Source organism: Serratia proteamaculans (assembly GCF_004684015.1).
GTDB classification, from domain to species: domain Bacteria; phylum Pseudomonadota; class Gammaproteobacteria; order Enterobacterales; family Enterobacteriaceae; genus Serratia; species Serratia proteamaculans_F.
Genome location: NZ_SRIA01000008.1, coordinates 1 through 15,199 on the forward strand (window position 1 = coordinate 1; position 15,199 = coordinate 15,199).

Below are 15,199 nucleotides of genomic sequence, written 5' to 3' on the forward strand. Positions count from 1 at the left end.
TTCAATCCTGCTGCTGCGCCAGCACCGCCAGTTTAAACAGCGTGATGGCGACGGCGTAACAGCCAACAATGGTCAGTGCCATTGATACGCTGGAAGTACCGCCCAGCCCCGTCAAGGGCACGCTGCAGGCACCGAGTGCGAACATGCTCACGCCAATCAGCGCAGAGGCGCTACCCGCTTTATCGCCCTGGCTTTGCATCGCCAATGAAGACGCAGTAGGGCCGACAATACCGATCACCGCCACCGAGAAGAACAGCGGTACCATCAGCAGTGCCAACGGCGCGTGCAGGCTGGCTGCCAACAGCAACAGCAGCGAAGAAATCGCCGCCAGGGTTAGTCCTCCTTTCAATACCTTCCTTTCACCAAAATGTATGCTCAGGCGGCTGGCGATTTGCGCGGAAATAATCAGCCCGACGCCGTTGATGGCGAAGCACAGGCTGAACATCTGCGGGCTGAGGCCATAAATCTGTTGCAGCACGAAAGGCGAGGCACCGATATAGGCGAACATGCCGGCCATTACAAAACCTTGCGTCAGGCACAGGCCCATAAACTGACGTTGGGTCAGCAATCCACCCAAGGATCGCAACATGGCAAAAATACCGCCCTGGCTGCGGCGTTCGGCAGGCAATGACTCATCTAACTTCAGGCTGGCGAGCGTGAACAACAGCACGGCAATGGCCGCCAGTACGCCAAAAATCCCGCGCCAGTCCATAAACTGCAGCATGGCACCGCCCAACACCGGCGCAATGATCGGTGCCAGGCCGTTGACCAACATCAGCAGGGCGAAGAACCGCGTCAGCTCATGCCCGGAATAGAGGTCACGGGCGATAGCGCGAGAAATGACGGCACCGCCGGCACCGGCCAGCCCTTGCAACAGACGGGCAATCAGCAACTGATCGATATTGGGGGCCAGTGCGCACCACAGCGAAGCAACCAGCAGTATCGTCAGCGACACCAGCAGCGGGCGCATACGGCCGAGCTTGTCGCTGTAGGGGCCGAAAATCAGCTGGCCGACACCCAAACCGAGCAGGCCGGCGGTCAGGCTGAGCTGCGCGGTAGCGGTAGAGGTGTTCAGGTCGCCGGCCAGTTCCGGCAGGGCGGGCAGGTAGAGGTCGATGCACAGCGGGCCCAGTGAGGCGAGCAGGCCAAGCACGAGCGCGTACACCAGACGTTGTCTGGCAAGTTGTCTGGTCATGGGGATTAAGGTTTCCTGAACAGGTGAGAGATAGCTTGTTGGTATAGGCCGTTCAGCAGGCTGATATCGGCTTTCTGTGTGGTCAGCATGCGGTAACCGGTGCCTTCGCTTAATACGGCGACAAACTCCACTCTGGCGGCGATCTCCTGCTCGCTGAAGTGCGGGTAAATTCGTTGCAGGTTTTGGCAAACATGGTGGAACAACCGCGTTTCGGCATCGCTGAGCATTTTGGCCACTATCGGGTTACGGGTAGCCTCGGCGGTGACTTCCAGCATCAGCATATGGTCGGTTTCGCTCTCACCCGGCTGTTGAAACAGGGTGCGCGCCGCCAGGGTACCGGCGATCAGGTTGATATGATCGCCAAGATCTTCCAGCCGCTGCATTTTACTGGCGATGATGCGGTTAACGATCTCTTCGATGATCGCATCTTTATTACTGAAGTAACGGTAGATCTGGCCGACGCTAAGCTGGGAGCTCTGTGCGATTTCCGCCATGCTGGCGGCGTGAAAACCGTGCTGACGAAAACAGAGTTTTGCGGCGTCGACAATCTGATCGCGGCGGGCCTGTGCTTTAGCCTGCCTACTGTCGCTGGTGGATATCATGTCCCGATCCTTTGCCAAGTGAAATGCGGTTCGCCTTCTGGGTGCGAACGTTCATTCTCAATTGTAATACAACAATGGCAATAGGCAAGAGCACAATGGTAAAGGGGGCAGGGTTAGCTTCAGGCGAACAGATAAACCTTGATGAAGGCAACCACAATCAGCAGGCATAACAGGGTGGCGGTCACTTCAGTGGGCGTTTTTGGCAGGCTAAACATCTGAGTTCTCATCCAGTGGGGGGGATACTGGATGAGATTATGCTCAGCGCAGATTAAGGAAACATTAAGACGCCGAAATTAAATTATTGCCCGTTAATCCAGACCACCAGCATAAACGCCAGCAGGGTCATCGCCAGTGAGCCCGCCAGATTAAGCAGCATATTGGCCAGCGCCCAGGCGAAACGGCCATCCTGCAGCAAATACACCACTTCCAGAGAGAAAGTGGAAAAGGTGGTCAAGCCACCGCAAAAACCGGTGGTGATCAGCAACTTCCAGGTGGGATCCAGGTGCGTCAGACGGGTGAAGATGGCGATAGCCAAACCGATAATAAAGCCGCCCAGCAGATTGACTGCCAGCGTCCCCAGCGGAATGTGCGCGTTAAGCGGGTTCATCTTCATACTTATGGCCCAGCGCAGAACGCTACCCATACCGCCGCCAATAAAAACTGCCAGTAAAGAACTCAACATGGTCGAAACTGCCTTTCATTAAATGGGGGACAAGCTCAGAAAGGTTCAGGCGCAATGCTACGCACCTCTCCGAGAGGTTACGTAGACATCATCAGCCCGTGAAGGCGGTTAAGGAGGAATGTCATCTCCGTCGTTTGGCGCCGCTGTTTGCCGTGCTGGCGGGATCTTACACCCGATGATGCCTGGTTTGTAGTATCAAAAGTGACGGGAAAGAGAAAATTGTCAGCCTTGGTATCAGTGGCCGTGTACGGCCAGCTCCAGGCGGTTGCGCCCCTTGTTCTTCGCCCGGTACAGCGCGTTGTCGGCGGCTTTTAACCAGTCCAGATAGCCTTTCATATCGCCGTGATAATCCGCAATACCGGCACTGATGTTCAGTCTTAACTGCGGTGCTTCGCGGAACACAATCTCGTTCAACCGTTCCTGAATACGCAACAGCGCTATGCTGGCCTGTTCGGCGCTGGTGTTTGGCAACACCGCCCCAAACTCGTCGCCACCGTAACGTCCGACAATATCCACGGCGCGCAGACCGATTAGCAACTCTTCCGCCAGTACCGCCAGTGCCTCGTCCCCCAGCGCATGGCCGAAGCTGTCGTTGATGGTTTTAAAACGATCGATATCCATCAGGATCAGGGTCGCGCTATGCTGATAGCGGCGGCAGCTGTCAAATTGGTGATGCAGTAAATGTTCCCAATGGCGGCGATTGTACAGCCCGGTCAGGCCGTCACGCATGCTGATGCGCAGCAACTCCTGCTTTTTCTCCGCCAGTCGTTTGGCGGTGCGGTAGGTCACTAGCCCCAGTAGCGTCGGGTAAAGGTAGATCATCGGCAGGCACAGATAGATTTGCAGCGCTGTACTTTGTGGCTGAAAAGGGAAACCGAGCAAGGCGCCGATCGCCAGTGCGCTGAGCACTTGCACCGCGAGGCCTTTAAAAAACAGAGATTTGCCGGCAGAAGCCATGTTGTTCATACCCATCATCGACAGGATGACTACCGACGGCAATGCATTGAAGGCCATTACCGCCACCCACAGCCCTCCGAAAAACGAATCGATCAGCAGGTTGCGGATTTCGGCTTTGAAGGGCATGACGGAGCGGCGTGCCCATTGGTAAGCCAGGTGTGGCCAGATAAAACCGTGGAAAACCAGCAGACCCCAGACCCAGAGGGAAGTCTGCTGGGTATAAAGCACAGAGAACACGCAGATAAAACCGACCCCCAGGCCGACGATGCGTGGCAGGTAGGTGCGTCTGGCGAAGCTGAGGCCGGAACGTCGGGTATCAATCACTGATGGCGTATACATCCGGCAACTCCATGATGAGCAAGAGGACAGCGTACCATGCGGCTTATAAACTCAGAATAGTCTGAAACACGGCTAACCTATTTAAAGTTGCATATTGGCGCGGGATCTCACTCTGTTACATGTTGCTGTTGTTTTGGCTTACAGAAAGTAGGTAAATATCCTCAGGCAAGCTTTGTTTTCTCGCTGCGGCCGCAGCGCTATATGAATAAGAAGGTGAGTATGGAAGGGATCAGTATTACCAAACTTCTGGTGATTGCGGTGTTGATCATCTTGCTGTTCGGTACCAGCAAACTGCGTACTTTGGGCGCGGATTTGGGCGCTGCGCTGAAGGGTTTCAAAAAGGCGGTGGGCGATGATACGACTCCGCCACCGGCAAATACGGTAGAAAGTCAGTCCAACCCGCAGAGCGTAGAAAAGAAAGACGTTTAATGGTGCTTTCTGCCGGGCAATAAAAAACGGATGCCGCAGGGACATCCGTTTTTTGCCGTTTCCGCCGTTGGAAAGGTAACAAATAATTACTTCACTTCCATCCCTTTTGCCTGCAAATCGGCATGGTAGGACGAACGGACAAACGGACCGCAAGCGGCATGGGTAAAGCCCATCGCCATCGCTTCTTCTTTCATTTCATCGAACTCGGCCGGGCTGACGTAACGCTGAACCGGCAGGTGATGACGGCTTGGCTGCAGGTACTGGCCCAGAGTCAGCATGGTCACGCCATGGCGACGCAGGTCACGCATCACTTCAACGATTTCCGCATTGGTTTCACCCAGGCCGACCATCAGGCCAGACTTGGTCGGGATGTGCGGATGCGCTTCTTTAAACCGCTCCAGCAGCTTCAATGACCACTCGTAGTTAGCGCCTGGACGCACCTGACGGTAGACGCGCGGTACGTTTTCCAGGTTGTGGTTGAACACGTCCGGTGGCGTTTCGGTCAGGATTTCCAATGCGCGATCCATACGGCCGCGGAAGTCCGGCACCAGCGTTTCAATCTTGATGGTCGGGTTCTTGGCGCGGATAGCGGCGATGCAGTCGGCAAAGTGCTGGGCACCCCCGTCACGCAAGTCGTCGCGGTCAACCGAAGTGATTACTACGTAACGCAGACCCATATCGGCGATGGTCTGAGCCAGTTTTTCCGGCTCGTTGGCATCGGGTGCTACCGGGCGACCGTGCGCCACGTCGCAGAACGGGCAGCGACGGGTACAGATGGCACCGAGGATCATAAAGGTGGCGGTACCGTGGTTGAAGCACTCAGACAGGTTCGGACAGGAAGCTTCTTCGCACACCGAATGCAGACCGTTTTTACGCATTGCGGCTTTAATACCCTGGATGCGCGTAGAGTCGGCAGGAAGTTTGATTTTCATCCACTCGGGTTTACGTAACAGCTCCTGCCGTTCAGTGACCACCGTTTTTACCGGGATCAACGCCATTTTGTCTGCATCACGGTATTTGACGCCGCGTTCCATCTGAATTGGTTTACTCATAATCGTGCAGGTTCCAGTTACGAAGCTCGACCTTCGGGTAGCCGAGTAAATGAACAAATTCCTGTACCAGGACTGGGTGTACGTCTTCTATGCCAACGCCGGGTGCCAGCGCGCTGACCTGCGCCATCTGCATACCGGCGTAACCGCAAGGGTTGATACGCTGGAAGGGGCTGAGATCCATGGCCACATTCAGGGCCAGGCCGTGGAATGAACTGCCTTTACGGATCCGCAAACCCAACGAACAGATTTTTTGCTCCCCCACGTAAACACCGGGCGCATCCGGACGGGCGCGCGATTCAATGTGAAAGTGGGCGAGGGTATTAATAACGGTATCTTCGATAGCCGTGACCAGTTGGCGAACGCCAACCTTGTTGCGTTTCAGATCGATCATCACGTACATCACCTGCTGCCCCGGCCCATGATAGGTTACCTGGCCGCCGCGATCGCTCTGGACAACCGGAATGTCACCCGGCATTAACAGATGCTCCGCTTTACCGGCCTGGCCCTGGGTAAATACGGGCTGATGCTGAACCAGCCACAGCTCATCGGGCGTGGTTTCGGTTCGGCTGTCGGTGAAGTTGTGCATGGCTTGGGATACAGGCTCATAGGGCTGCAACCCCAGCTGACGCAAAATGATCTTGTCTGGTTGCAAAAGAGTCATCGTCAGGTTACAGAAGTGGTGTCGCCATTATACCGGGCGCTCTGGCCCGCGACCAGCATTTAGCTGACCAAAAATGCGCAACCCGGGCAGAGGATGCTCTGGCCCGGGCTGAAATGCAGGGGTTTGTGCTGGAATTACAGCACCATGCGGACAATTTCAATGTTGCCCAGCTCATCATACAAGGTTTCCACCTGGTCGATATGGGTGGCGGTGATGGTGATGGACACGGAGTGGTAATTGCCTTTGCTGCTAGGTTTAACCTGTGGGTTGTAATCCCCGGGAGCATGGCGCTGCACCACTTCAACCACCTGGTCCACCAGCTCGGGTTGTGCCAGGCCCATTACTTTGTAGGTAAATGAGCAAGGGAATTCGAGCAGTTCGTTCAGTTTAGTTTTCATGTGCGCTCCAGAGTGCGGCTATCGGTATAGCGATTCTATAAATTATAACTCCCGCCGGAGCGGGAGTTAATGTTAATCAGTATATGGGGGCGATTTCGCCCATTTCAACTGTTAACCGAACCAGTGGTGGAACATCAGTTTGATGTAATCCACGATACGGCTGAAGAAACCGCCTTCTTTCACTTCGTTCATCACCACCAGTGGACGCTGATCGATGGTTTTGCCATCGAGCTGGAAGTTGATGCTGCCGACAACCTGGTTTTTCGCCAGTGGCGCATGAATTTCCGGGGTGTTCAGCACGTAGCTGGCTTTGAGATCTTTCATCCGGCCGCGTGGGATGGTCAGGTAAACGTCTTTGTCTACGCCCAACTCAACGCGATCCGCATCGCCGAACCAGACGGGTTCAGACGCAAACTCTTTGCCCACTTTCAGTGGCGCAACGGTTTCGAAGAAGCGGAAGCCCCAGGTCAGCAGTTTCTTGCTCTCGGTTTCACGGCCTTTATAAGTCCGACCGCCCAGCACCGCAGAGATCAGACGCATCTGACCTTCGGTTGCAGAAGCGACCAGGTTGTAACCTGCCGCATCGGTATGACCGGTTTTGATGCCGTCCACGTTCAGGCTGGTATCCCACAGCAGACCGTTACGGTTCATCTGGCGGATATTGTTGAAGGTGAACTCTTTTTCTTTATAAATCGCGTATTCGTCCGGCACGTCGCGGATCAGCGCCTGGCCGATCAACGCCATATCGCGCGCCGAACTGTACTGACCCTGTGCATCCAGGCCGTGTACCGTCTGGAAGTGGGTGTTTTGCAGGCCCAGCTTGCTGACGTAGGTGTTCATCAGGTTAACGAACGCGTCCTGGCTGCCGGCTACGTAGTCGGCCATCGCCACGCAGGCGTCGTTACCGGACTGCAGGTTGATGCCGCGGGTCAGCTTGGAGACCGGTACGCGGTCGCCAGGTTTCAGGAACATCAGCGAAGAACCCTTGAATACCGGGTTGCCGGTAGCCCAGGCGTCTTGCCCTACGGTAACCATATCTTCCTGGCCGATTTTACCCGCTTTCAGCGCCTGGCCGATGACGTAACTGGTCATCATTTTGGTCAGACTGGCAGGGTCACGACGGGCATCGGCGTTCATTTCCGCCAAAACTTTACCGGAGTTGTAATCAATCAGGACGTAGGCTTCCGCATCGATCTGCGGTACTCCTGGGATCATGGTCTTGATATTAACGTCATCGGCATGCGCAACGGAGGTTGCACTCATCGCGATAACGGTGCCGAGCGCTATGCTCTTGATTAAGCGAAAAGAAGTTACTTGTTTCATGATCGAGACTACAACATCCATGAGGGTAAAATTAAAAACGAGCCACACTATAACAGATGAGATCCCGGCAGGCATTAGCCAATCCTCTGACTAAACGCGCTTTACAGGCTTTAGCTGAAAGAAAATGTTTCAGCTAAAGAAACGCTAATCAGTCGCGTTCGCCTGCCGGACAGTTGTTTTAAGGTGCGGCAGTGACAAAAGATTGTTGCTGCGCTTCGCTGGCCAGACGCTGCTGCAGTTCGACCGCTTGCTGACGGCTGCTGAACGGACCGAGCTGTACGCGATAGACGCTGCCGTTGGCGGCCACTTTGCCCGGTACGCCAAACTTTTGGCTCAGGCTTTGTTGCCAGCTCTGCGCACGTTCGGCACTGCTCAGCGCGCCGACCTGCACCACATAGCTACCACCAGCAGAAGCATTGGCGGCAACGGCGGCGGTGGCCGCGACCGGTGCGGCAATGGCACTGACGGCAGGTTCAGGCTCTGAGCTTTCCAGTACGCCGGCCGGTACGGCGCTAGGCGCACCCAGGAAACCGCTGCGGCTATTGCCGGTGGTGGTTACCGGGGCGTTGTCGCCGGTGTTCAGGCTGCTGTTGTCAATCGGACGTACTGCGGCGCCGTTAGGAACCGGGACATCCTGTTGCATTGGGGTTCCCATGCTGCTGGAGCCGAGTTCCGGGCGAGCGGGCAGGGCATAGCTTTGTTTGGCAACGGTAGTACCGATGGTGCCTGGGCCGCTCAGAGTGCCGTCCGGGGCCACGTTGATGAAATCAACCTTGACCTTGGTGTTGTTGGACAGGTTCAGGCGGTCGGCGACGGCTTTCGACAAATCGATAATGCGGCCCTGGGTGTAAGGCCCGCGATCGTTAACCCGCACCACCAGTTGGCGGCCATTGGCCAGGTTGGTCACGCGTACGTAACTTGGGATCGGCAGCGTTGGGTGTGCGGCGGTTAATCCATTAGGATCGAACTGTTCCCCCAGCGCGGTGGTATTGCCCCGGGCTTCTTCACCGTAGGAGCTGGCCAGACCGGTCTGTGAGAAGTTCTGCGGATCCTTGACGATGCGGTAAGTGTCGCCATTAACCTTATAATCCTGCATGTTATTAGGGTTATAGGGTTCATATTGAGGCTCAACGCCACCGATCTCCACCACCGGGCCGTTATACGGCTGCTGCGGTGGTGCTTGCTGTTCCGTGGTCGGGGCGGTACAGGCGGAAAGTAATACCGCGACAACGCCGACCCAAAGCCATTCCTTACGCATTACTCACCCCTTATAAACTCTTGGACATCATTTTTCGATGCGTGTGGATCGACATGATAATGCCGAACCCAGCCATAAGCACAATCAGCGCCGAACCCCCGTAACTGACCAGAGGCAAAGGTACGCCAACTACCGGCAAAATGCCACTGACCATACCAATGTTAACAAACACATAAACGAACAAAATCAGCATCAGGCCACCGACCATTACCCGGCCGAAGGTGGTTTGCGCCTTGGCGGCGATCATCAAGCCACGAATGATGACCAGCAGGTATAACGCCAGCAACACCAACACCCCAACCAGCCCCAGTTCTTCGGCCAGGACCGCGAAGATAAAGTCCGTATGGCGTTCCGGCAGGAATTCCAGCTGTGACTGGGTGCCGTGCAGCCAGCCCTTGCCGGACAGGCCGCCTGAGCCGATGGCGATTTTCGACTGAATAATATGGTAACCAGCGCCGAGTGGGTCGGTTTCCGGATCCAGCAGCATCATCACGCGGTCGCGCTGATAGCCGTGCATCAGGAAGAACCACAGCACCGGGATAAAGGCCGCCAGCAGCACGGCGGCGACGGCGATCAGCTTCCAGCTCATGCCGGACAGGAACAGCACGAACAGGCCGGAGGCTGCAATCAGAATTGAAGTTCCCAAATCGGGCTGCGCGGCGACCAGCAGGGTCGGCAGGAAAATCAGCACCAGTGCAATCGCGGTATTCTTTAGCGAAGGTGGGCAGACGTCACGGTTCATAAAGCGCGCCACCATCAGCGGCACGGCGATTTTAGCGATCTCGGACGGCTGGAAACGCACAAAGCCAAGATCCAGCCAGCGTTGCGCCCCTTTACTGATCTGGCCGAAAGCGTCTACCAGTATCAGCAGGATCACGCAGAAAATGTATAAATACGGCGCCCAGCTTTCATAGACCCGCGGCGGGATTTGCGCCATGACGGCCATCACTATCAGCCCCATGACAATCTGGCCGATCTTGCGCTCCATCATGCCCATATCCTGGCCGCTGGCGCTCCACATCACGAACGCGCTGTAGACCAGCAGGGCCAGAATTAATAGCAGGAATGTGGGGTCGATATGGATTTTGGTCCAGATCGAGCCCTTTTGTTGGCTTTCAGTCATGTTCTACCTTAATCACCCTCTACGCCTGGTGGCAGTGGGGCTTCAGATGGTAATTGCGTATTGTTGTCGCCCAGCAAAATATGGTCGAGGATCTGACGGGTGATTGTCCCGACCGCCGGACCGGAGCCGCCGTTTTCCAGAATGATGGCCACCGATACCGTTGGATTGTTGTACGGTGCAAAGGCGGTCATCAACTTATGGTCACGCAGGTGTTCCGCCAGTTTGTGGGCGTTGTAGGTTTCGTAGCCGAATACCTGTGCGGTACCCGATTTCGCCGCGGCTTTGTAAGGTGCATCCGAGAAGTACTTACGCGCCGTCCCGTTCGGACGGTTGGCTACACCATACATGCCGTCTTTGGCAATTTCCCAGAAGCCTGAATGAATATCGCCGATCTGCTTGCTCTCTTCCTGGGTGAAGGGCACCAGCGCACCATTGATTCGGGTGCTTTGCAGCAGGTGCGGCGTTTTGACGTTGCCGTCGTTAATCAGCGTGGTCAGCGCCTTGGCCATCTGGATCGGCGTTGCCGTCCAGTAGCCCTGGCCGATACCTACCGGAATGGTGTCACCCTGATACCAGGGTTTTTTGTAGCGTTTGAATTTCCAGTCGCGGGTCGGCATCAGGCCGGAACGTTCTTCGGACAGATCGATGCCGGTATAATCGCCGTAACCGAACCGGGTCAGCCAGGTCGACAGGCGATCGATACCCATGTCGTAGGCGACCTGATAGAAGAAGGTATCCGCTGATTCTTCCAGCGCTTTGGTAACGTTCAGGCGGCCGTGGCCCCACTTTTTCCAGTCGCGGAAGCGTTTTTCCGAGCCGGGCAATTGCCACCAGCCAGGATCGAACAGACTGGTGTTTTTGGTGATCACCCCGGCACTGAGCGCCGAGACGGCAATGTACGGTTTAACCGTAGAAGCCGGTGGATATAGCCCCTGCGTGGCGCGGTTAATCAACGGCCGGTTCGGATCGTTGAGCAGCCCCTGATAGTCTTTACTGGAGATGCCATCAACGAACAGGTTCGGATCATAGCTGGGGTTTGAGACCATCGCCAGAATGCCGCCGGTGCGCGGATCGCTTACCACCACTGCCGCGCGGCTGCCGACCAGCAACTGCTCGATATAGCGTTGCAGGTTGAGATCCAGCGTCAGGTAAACGTCTTGACCGGCGGAAGGGGGTTGTTCATGCAGTTGGCGGATCACCCGGCCGCGGTTGTTGACTTCAACCTCTTCGTAGCCGGTTTTGCCATGCAGGGTTTCTTCGTAATAGCGTTCGATACCCAGCTTGCCGATATCGTGGGTGGCGGCGTAGTTGGCCAGTTTGCCGTCTTTATCCAGCCGTTCGACATCGCGGTCGTTGATTTTCGATACGTAGCCGATGACATGGGTCAGAGCGGAGCCATAAGGATAGTAGCGACGCTGGTAGCCTTTGACCTCGACGCCGGGGAAGCGGAACTGGTTAACCGCAAAACGCGCTACCTGGACTTCGTTCAGGGCGGTTTTCACCGGAATGGAGACGAAGCGGCGTGAGCGTTTACGCTCTTTCTCGAAGTTGGTGATGTCGTCATCGGTCAGATCGACCACCGGACGCAGTGCCTGTAGCGTGGCCTTCAGGTCATCGACCTTTTCCGGCATCAGCTCCAGTTGATAAATGGTGCGATTGAGCGCCAGCGGGGTGCCGTTGCGATCATAGATAATGCCGCGACTGGGCGCGATCGGCACCAGTTTGATGCGGTTTTCGTTGGAACGGGTACGGTAATCCTCAAAGCGGACGATTTGCAGATTATACAGATTGGCGATAAGGGTGCCGGTCAGCACCAGGATGACCAGGAACGCCACCAGGGCGCGGCGTACAAACAGGGCGGATTCAGCCGTATAGTCGCGAAAAGGGTTACGTTCTATTTTCATCCCGCTGCTTTATTTCACTCTGTCACGGTTACCACCGGTTATTCCCGGTGGTAAGGATGATTTGTTGTAATACTCCAGGCGCGATAGAGGCTTTCAGCCACCAGGACGCGCACTAAAGGATGCGGCAATGTCAACGGTGAGAGCGACCAACTTTGTTCGGCTGCGGCCTTGCACGCCGGGGCCAGCCCTTCCGGGCCGCCAATCAGCAGGCTGACGTTGCGGCCGTCCTGCTTCCAGCGTTCGAGCTGCTGCGCCAACTGCGGCGTTTCCCACGGCGTACCGGGGATATCCAGCGTGACAATGCGATTGCCTTTGCCTACCGCCGCCAGCATCTGTTCGCCTTCCTTTTCCAGAATGCGTTTGATATCGGCATTCTTGCCGCGCTTGCCCGCCGGGATTTCGGTCAGCTCAAACGGCATGTCTTTCGGAAAGCGGTGCAGATAATCCATAAAGCCGGTCTGCACCCAGTCTGGCATTTTAGTGCCGACAGCGACCAGTTGCAGTTTCACCGCTTAGCTCCAGAGTTTTTCCAGCTCATACAAACGACGGCTTTCTTCTTGCATCACGTGGACGATCACTTCGCCCAAATCAACCACTATCCAGTCGGAAGCTTCCTGGCCTTTCATGCCATAGAGTTCCATGCCCGCAGAACGGGATTCTTGCACCACGTGGTTGGCGATCGACATCACGTGACGGGTAGAGGTACCGGTGCAGATGATCATGCAATCGGTGATGCTGGATTTACCCTGGACATCCAGAGCGATAATGTCTTGGCCTTTCAGGTCATCAATTTTATCGATGACGAAATCTTGGAGCGCTTTACCTTGCAAAGGTTCCCCCTCGGGAGTGTTCTGTTCATTCGACTGCGGCGGGCAAGTGCCCGTTTTGCGGCCTGAATCAATGATAAGTCGGCAGGATGCCACCGTGCGCCTTCTGGCGACTGCCCGGCCAGCTAAGGTTTCCGGGGTTTTCAGCGAATACCTGAAAAATAGCGGCGCAGTATATCATGCGGCTCTCGCTAGCGATATAAACCCTGTAACTCGATATAGCGCTGTACCGAACGCGGCAACAGGTCGTCACAGTTGAGGCCCTGATGGCGACGCTGGCGGATTTCCGTCGCTGAAATTTCCAGCTGTGGCGTATCGGCCAGGTAGATATAGCCCTGTGGCTGCCGGCTGAGCAGCGCGGCATCGGTCACCTGATGCTGTTCCAGCCACTGTTGCAGTTCCGGCGTGTCCATTCGGTCATTGTAGCCCGGACGGGCCAGCACCAGCAGGTGGCAGGTATCCAGCAGCGCCTGCCAGCGGTGCCACTTGTGCAGCGTGAGCAGCGAGTCCTGGCCAATGATAAACGCCAGCGGCAATGCAGCGCCACGTTCTTTACGAATGGCTTCCAGCGTCTCTATGGTATAGGAGGGCGTGGTGCGGTGCAGTTCGCGATCGTCAACCGCAAACAGCGGATTGCCGGCGATCGCCAGCTCAACCATCTTCAACCGTTGCTGAGCGTTGGCCTCGGGCTGAGGGCGGTGTGGCGGCACATGATTCGGCAACAGCGTCACCCGATTCAACCCCACTTCTGCTGCCAGCGCTTCCACCGGGCGCAGATGGCCGTAATGGATGGGGTCAAAGGTGCCGCCAAACAGGGCGTGCAGTACGGGGGTGTCTTGCGAATTAGTGGGCATCGGAAAAACTCGTGGCCAGAGGTTTGCCGCACAGCAGCATCGACAGGGTTTCCAGTTCCGACCAGACCGACTGGCCATAATCCTGCTTAAGGGTGATTTCAATCTGCGTCAGCAGATGAACCGCTTGTCGCAACTGGGCACCGGATAACCGCTGCAATGCCTGGGTGACCAGGTTACGGCGGTTTTGCCAGACCTTGTACTGGTCGAACAGCGTACGCAGCGGTACTGACGCCATGCGCCGTTGCAGGTTCAGCAATTGCAGCAATTCGCGCTGTAAGGTGCGCAGCAGGATCACCGGCTCGACATCTTCCTGCTGCATCTGTTGCAGGATATGCCAGGCCCGTTTGCTTTTACCCGCCAGCAGGGCGTCCAGCCAATGGAATGGCGTGAAGTGTGCGGCGTCATTGACCGCCAGCTCAACGCGCGGCAGCGTGAGCTTGCCATCCGGATGCAGCAACGACAGTCGTTCCAGCGCCTGCGACAGCGCCAGCAGATTGCCTTCGTAGCAGTAACACAGCAACTGATTGGCCGCGTCGTCCAGTTCCAGCTTCATGGTTTTGGCGCGTTGGGCTACCCAGCGGGGTAACTGTGCCTGTTCCGGTGTCTGGCAACTGACGTAAGCGCCATGCGGGCTGAGCGCCTTGAACCAGGCGCTGTTTTCCTGCGCTTTGGTCAGACGTGGCCCACGCAGCATCAGCAAAATATCGTCATGCAGCAGCGCAGCCAGCTTGATCAGCTGTTCGCCTATCGGGGCGGTCGGCCCATTTTCAGGGAAGATCAGTAACAGCGTCTGACGGCTGGCGAACAGACTCATCGCCTGACAGATGCTGAAAATGGCGTCCCAGTCGGTATGGGCATCCAGCGAGATGCTGTAGTGCTCGGTGAACTGGTGCTGCTGTGCCGTTTGGCGGATCAGATCCTGGCTTTCCTGCAGCAGCAGCGGCTCATTGCCACTCAATAAATAACAAGCGCGCAGCCCCTCTCGGAGCTGCGCGGCAAGTTGTTCAGGGTAAATACGGATCATTGATCTACGCGACTGGCCGCTTTTTCACCGGCCGCAGCGGCTTTCTGCTGCGTTTCTTCTTCCGCCGCGTGCACCGTCAGCAGTTTACGCACCAGTTGCTGGGCGGCCTGATCACGCATTTCCTGGCGAATAATGTCCTGTTCGGAATCTTTTGCCAGCGCGGTCAGTGGGTTATCGAAGAACGAACGGAAGACTTTCACGTTCAGCGGATACAGATCGTGACCCGGGATCAACACCTGTGCCTGGACCGTCAGCACCATTTGGTACTCAGCGGTTTTACCGTCCTGGAAGATAGAGGCGGTATCCTGGCTTTCAGTGGCGCCAATGATGCGCAGGGAAGGGAGATCCTTACGTTTTGCATCTTTGACAATGGTCACGTCGCTCAGACGTAATTGCTCACGCACCGAACGGGTCAGCGGACCATAAGGGTCGGAGCTGTCCAGAATCAGCGTTTTCATTTCCGGGGGTACCTGCGTGGTGCCACGCAGGTGAAAACCGCAGCCGGCGGTGACCAGCACCGCCAACCCCAGCAACAGCGTCAGAATACGTTGTCGCACAATTCCTCCTTGTG

17 protein-coding genes and 1 riboswitch are annotated in these 15,199 nt (G+C 56.2%); of the genes, 1 reads left to right on the plus strand and 16 read right to left on the minus strand.

All coding sequences use genetic code 11. The annotated features are described in order from the left end of the window. Position 1: 1 nt before the first annotated feature. The 4 genes from E5C26_RS06005 to E5C26_RS06020 all read right to left on the minus strand — a co-directional run bounded on the left by E5C26_RS06005 (position 2) and on the right by E5C26_RS06020 (position 3,775). Positions 2 to 1,195: a multidrug effflux MFS transporter gene (locus E5C26_RS06005; protein ID WP_135315490.1), complete on the minus strand. Its 1,194-nt coding sequence runs from the start codon at positions 1,193 to 1,195 to the stop codon at positions 2 to 4. Positions 1,196 to 1,200: 5 nt separating this feature from the next. Next, complete coding sequence (locus E5C26_RS06010; RefSeq protein WP_135315491.1) at positions 1,201 to 1,797, minus strand: TetR/AcrR family transcriptional regulator; 597 nt, start codon at positions 1,795 to 1,797, stop codon at positions 1,201 to 1,203. Between the two features lie 298 nt (positions 1,798 to 2,095). Then, positions 2,096 to 2,479, minus strand: coding sequence for a fluoride efflux transporter CrcB (gene crcB / locus E5C26_RS06015; protein ID WP_135315492.1), 384 nt, complete (start codon positions 2,477 to 2,479; stop codon positions 2,096 to 2,098). A gap of 75 nt (positions 2,480 to 2,554) precedes the next feature. Further along, positions 2,555 to 2,617, minus strand: a riboswitch (Fluoride riboswitch). A gap of 96 nt (positions 2,618 to 2,713) precedes the next feature. Then, positions 2,714 to 3,775 carry a diguanylate cyclase gene (locus E5C26_RS06020; protein ID WP_135315493.1) on the minus strand — a complete coding sequence of 354 codons (1,062 nt, stop codon included), beginning with the start codon at positions 3,773 to 3,775 and terminating at the stop codon, positions 2,714 to 2,716. A gap of 219 nt (positions 3,776 to 3,994) precedes the next feature. On the opposite strand from E5C26_RS06020, the gene tatA reads away from it, so the two are divergent. Continuing rightward, positions 3,995 to 4,204, plus strand: a complete 210-nt coding sequence (gene tatA, locus E5C26_RS06025; protein WP_135315494.1) for a Sec-independent protein translocase subunit TatA — start codon at positions 3,995 to 3,997, stop codon at positions 4,202 to 4,204. Between the two features lie 86 nt (positions 4,205 to 4,290). Here tatA and lipA read toward each other — a convergent pair whose 3' ends face one another. The 12 genes from lipA to lptE all read right to left on the minus strand — a co-directional run bounded on the left by lipA (position 4,291) and on the right by lptE (position 15,185). Then, the gene (gene lipA / locus E5C26_RS06030; RefSeq protein WP_012005634.1) at positions 4,291 to 5,256 is read right to left on the minus strand and encodes a lipoyl synthase; all 966 of its coding nucleotides are present in this window, start codon (positions 5,254 to 5,256) and stop codon (positions 4,291 to 4,293) included. After that, positions 5,249 to 5,917 (minus strand): lipoyl(octanoyl) transferase LipB, encoded by a 669-nt coding sequence (gene lipB / locus E5C26_RS06035; RefSeq protein WP_167796620.1) that lies wholly within the window; start codon positions 5,915 to 5,917, stop codon positions 5,249 to 5,251. Before lipB ends, lipA begins: the two co-directional genes overlap by 8 nt. A gap of 134 nt (positions 5,918 to 6,051) precedes the next feature. Beyond that, entirely contained in the window at positions 6,052 to 6,315 is a 264-nt protein-coding gene (gene ybeD / locus E5C26_RS06040; protein ID WP_009636895.1) for a DUF493 family protein YbeD, read from the minus strand. A 111-nt stretch (positions 6,316 to 6,426) separates the two neighbouring features. After that, positions 6,427 to 7,638, minus strand: coding sequence for a D-alanyl-D-alanine carboxypeptidase DacA (gene dacA / locus E5C26_RS06045; protein WP_085115567.1), 1,212 nt, complete (start codon positions 7,636 to 7,638; stop codon positions 6,427 to 6,429). Between the two features lie 178 nt (positions 7,639 to 7,816). Beyond that, the gene (rlpA, locus tag E5C26_RS06050) at positions 7,817 to 8,896 is read right to left on the minus strand and encodes an endolytic peptidoglycan transglycosylase RlpA (protein WP_135315495.1); all 1,080 of its coding nucleotides are present in this window, start codon (positions 8,894 to 8,896) and stop codon (positions 7,817 to 7,819) included. A gap of 10 nt (positions 8,897 to 8,906) precedes the next feature. Beyond that, the gene (mrdB, locus tag E5C26_RS06055) at positions 8,907 to 10,019 is read right to left on the minus strand and encodes a peptidoglycan glycosyltransferase MrdB (protein ID WP_135315496.1); all 1,113 of its coding nucleotides are present in this window, start codon (positions 10,017 to 10,019) and stop codon (positions 8,907 to 8,909) included. An 8-nt stretch (positions 10,020 to 10,027) separates the two neighbouring features. Beyond that, positions 10,028 to 11,923, minus strand: coding sequence for a peptidoglycan DD-transpeptidase MrdA (gene mrdA / locus E5C26_RS06060; protein WP_135315497.1), 1,896 nt, complete (start codon positions 11,921 to 11,923; stop codon positions 10,028 to 10,030). A 38-nt stretch (positions 11,924 to 11,961) separates the two neighbouring features. After that, a complete protein-coding gene (gene rlmH / locus E5C26_RS06065) occupies positions 11,962 to 12,432 on the minus strand; it encodes a 23S rRNA (pseudouridine(1915)-N(3))-methyltransferase RlmH (RefSeq protein WP_004949595.1) in 471 nt (156 codons plus the stop codon). 3 nt (positions 12,433 to 12,435) lie between these two features. After that, entirely contained in the window at positions 12,436 to 12,753 is a 318-nt protein-coding gene (gene rsfS, locus E5C26_RS06070; RefSeq protein WP_012005640.1) for a ribosome silencing factor, read from the minus strand. A 188-nt stretch (positions 12,754 to 12,941) separates the two neighbouring features. After that, positions 12,942 to 13,604: a nicotinate-nucleotide adenylyltransferase gene (gene nadD, locus E5C26_RS06075; RefSeq protein ID WP_135315498.1), complete on the minus strand. Its 663-nt coding sequence runs from the start codon at positions 13,602 to 13,604 to the stop codon at positions 12,942 to 12,944. Continuing rightward, positions 13,594 to 14,628, minus strand: coding sequence for a DNA polymerase III subunit delta (holA, locus tag E5C26_RS06080; RefSeq protein ID WP_012005642.1), 1,035 nt, complete (start codon positions 14,626 to 14,628; stop codon positions 13,594 to 13,596). The genes nadD and holA overlap by 11 nt, the downstream gene beginning before the upstream one ends. Beyond that, positions 14,625 to 15,185, minus strand: coding sequence for an LPS assembly lipoprotein LptE (gene lptE / locus E5C26_RS06085; protein ID WP_135315499.1), 561 nt, complete (start codon positions 15,183 to 15,185; stop codon positions 14,625 to 14,627). The genes holA and lptE overlap by 4 nt, the downstream gene beginning before the upstream one ends. Positions 15,186 to 15,199: the final 14 nt, after the last annotated feature.

What these genes read in the sequence shown, in the direction of transcription:
- crcB (WP_135315492.1), bottom strand. Translation starts at nt 2,479, where the DNA reads ATGTTGAGTTCTTTACTGGCAGTTTTTATTGGCGGCGGTATGGGTAGC.
- mrdA (WP_135315497.1), bottom strand. Translation starts at nt 11,923, where the DNA reads ATGAAAATAGAACGTAACCCTTTTCGCGACTATACGGCTGAATCCGCC.
- E5C26_RS06010 (WP_135315491.1), bottom strand. Translation starts at nt 1,797, where the DNA reads ATGATATCCACCAGCGACAGTAGGCAGGCTAAAGCACAGGCCCGCCGC.
- lipB (WP_167796620.1), bottom strand. Translation starts at nt 5,917, where the DNA reads ATGACTCTTTTGCAACCAGACAAGATCATTTTGCGTCAGCTGGGGTTG.
- E5C26_RS06020 (WP_135315493.1), bottom strand. Translation starts at nt 3,775, where the DNA reads ATGTATACGCCATCAGTGATTGATACCCGACGTTCCGGCCTCAGCTTC.
- E5C26_RS06005 (WP_135315490.1), bottom strand. Translation starts at nt 1,195, where the DNA reads ATGACCAGACAACTTGCCAGACAACGTCTGGTGTACGCGCTCGTGCTT.
- tatA (WP_135315494.1), top strand. Translation starts at nt 3,995, where the DNA reads ATGGAAGGGATCAGTATTACCAAACTTCTGGTGATTGCGGTGTTGATC.
- dacA (WP_085115567.1), bottom strand. Translation starts at nt 7,638, where the DNA reads ATGAAACAAGTAACTTCTTTTCGCTTAATCAAGAGCATAGCGCTCGGC.
- rlpA (WP_135315495.1), bottom strand. Translation starts at nt 8,896, where the DNA reads ATGCGTAAGGAATGGCTTTGGGTCGGCGTTGTCGCGGTATTACTTTCC.
- nadD (WP_135315498.1), bottom strand. Translation starts at nt 13,604, where the DNA reads ATGCCCACTAATTCGCAAGACACCCCCGTACTGCACGCCCTGTTTGGC.
- lipA (WP_012005634.1), bottom strand. Translation starts at nt 5,256, where the DNA reads ATGAGTAAACCAATTCAGATGGAACGCGGCGTCAAATACCGTGATGCA.
- holA (WP_012005642.1), bottom strand. Translation starts at nt 14,628, where the DNA reads ATGATCCGTATTTACCCTGAACAACTTGCCGCGCAGCTCCGAGAGGGG.
- ybeD (WP_009636895.1), bottom strand. Translation starts at nt 6,315, where the DNA reads ATGAAAACTAAACTGAACGAACTGCTCGAATTCCCTTGCTCATTTACC.
- mrdB (WP_135315496.1), bottom strand. Translation starts at nt 10,019, where the DNA reads ATGACTGAAAGCCAACAAAAGGGCTCGATCTGGACCAAAATCCATATC.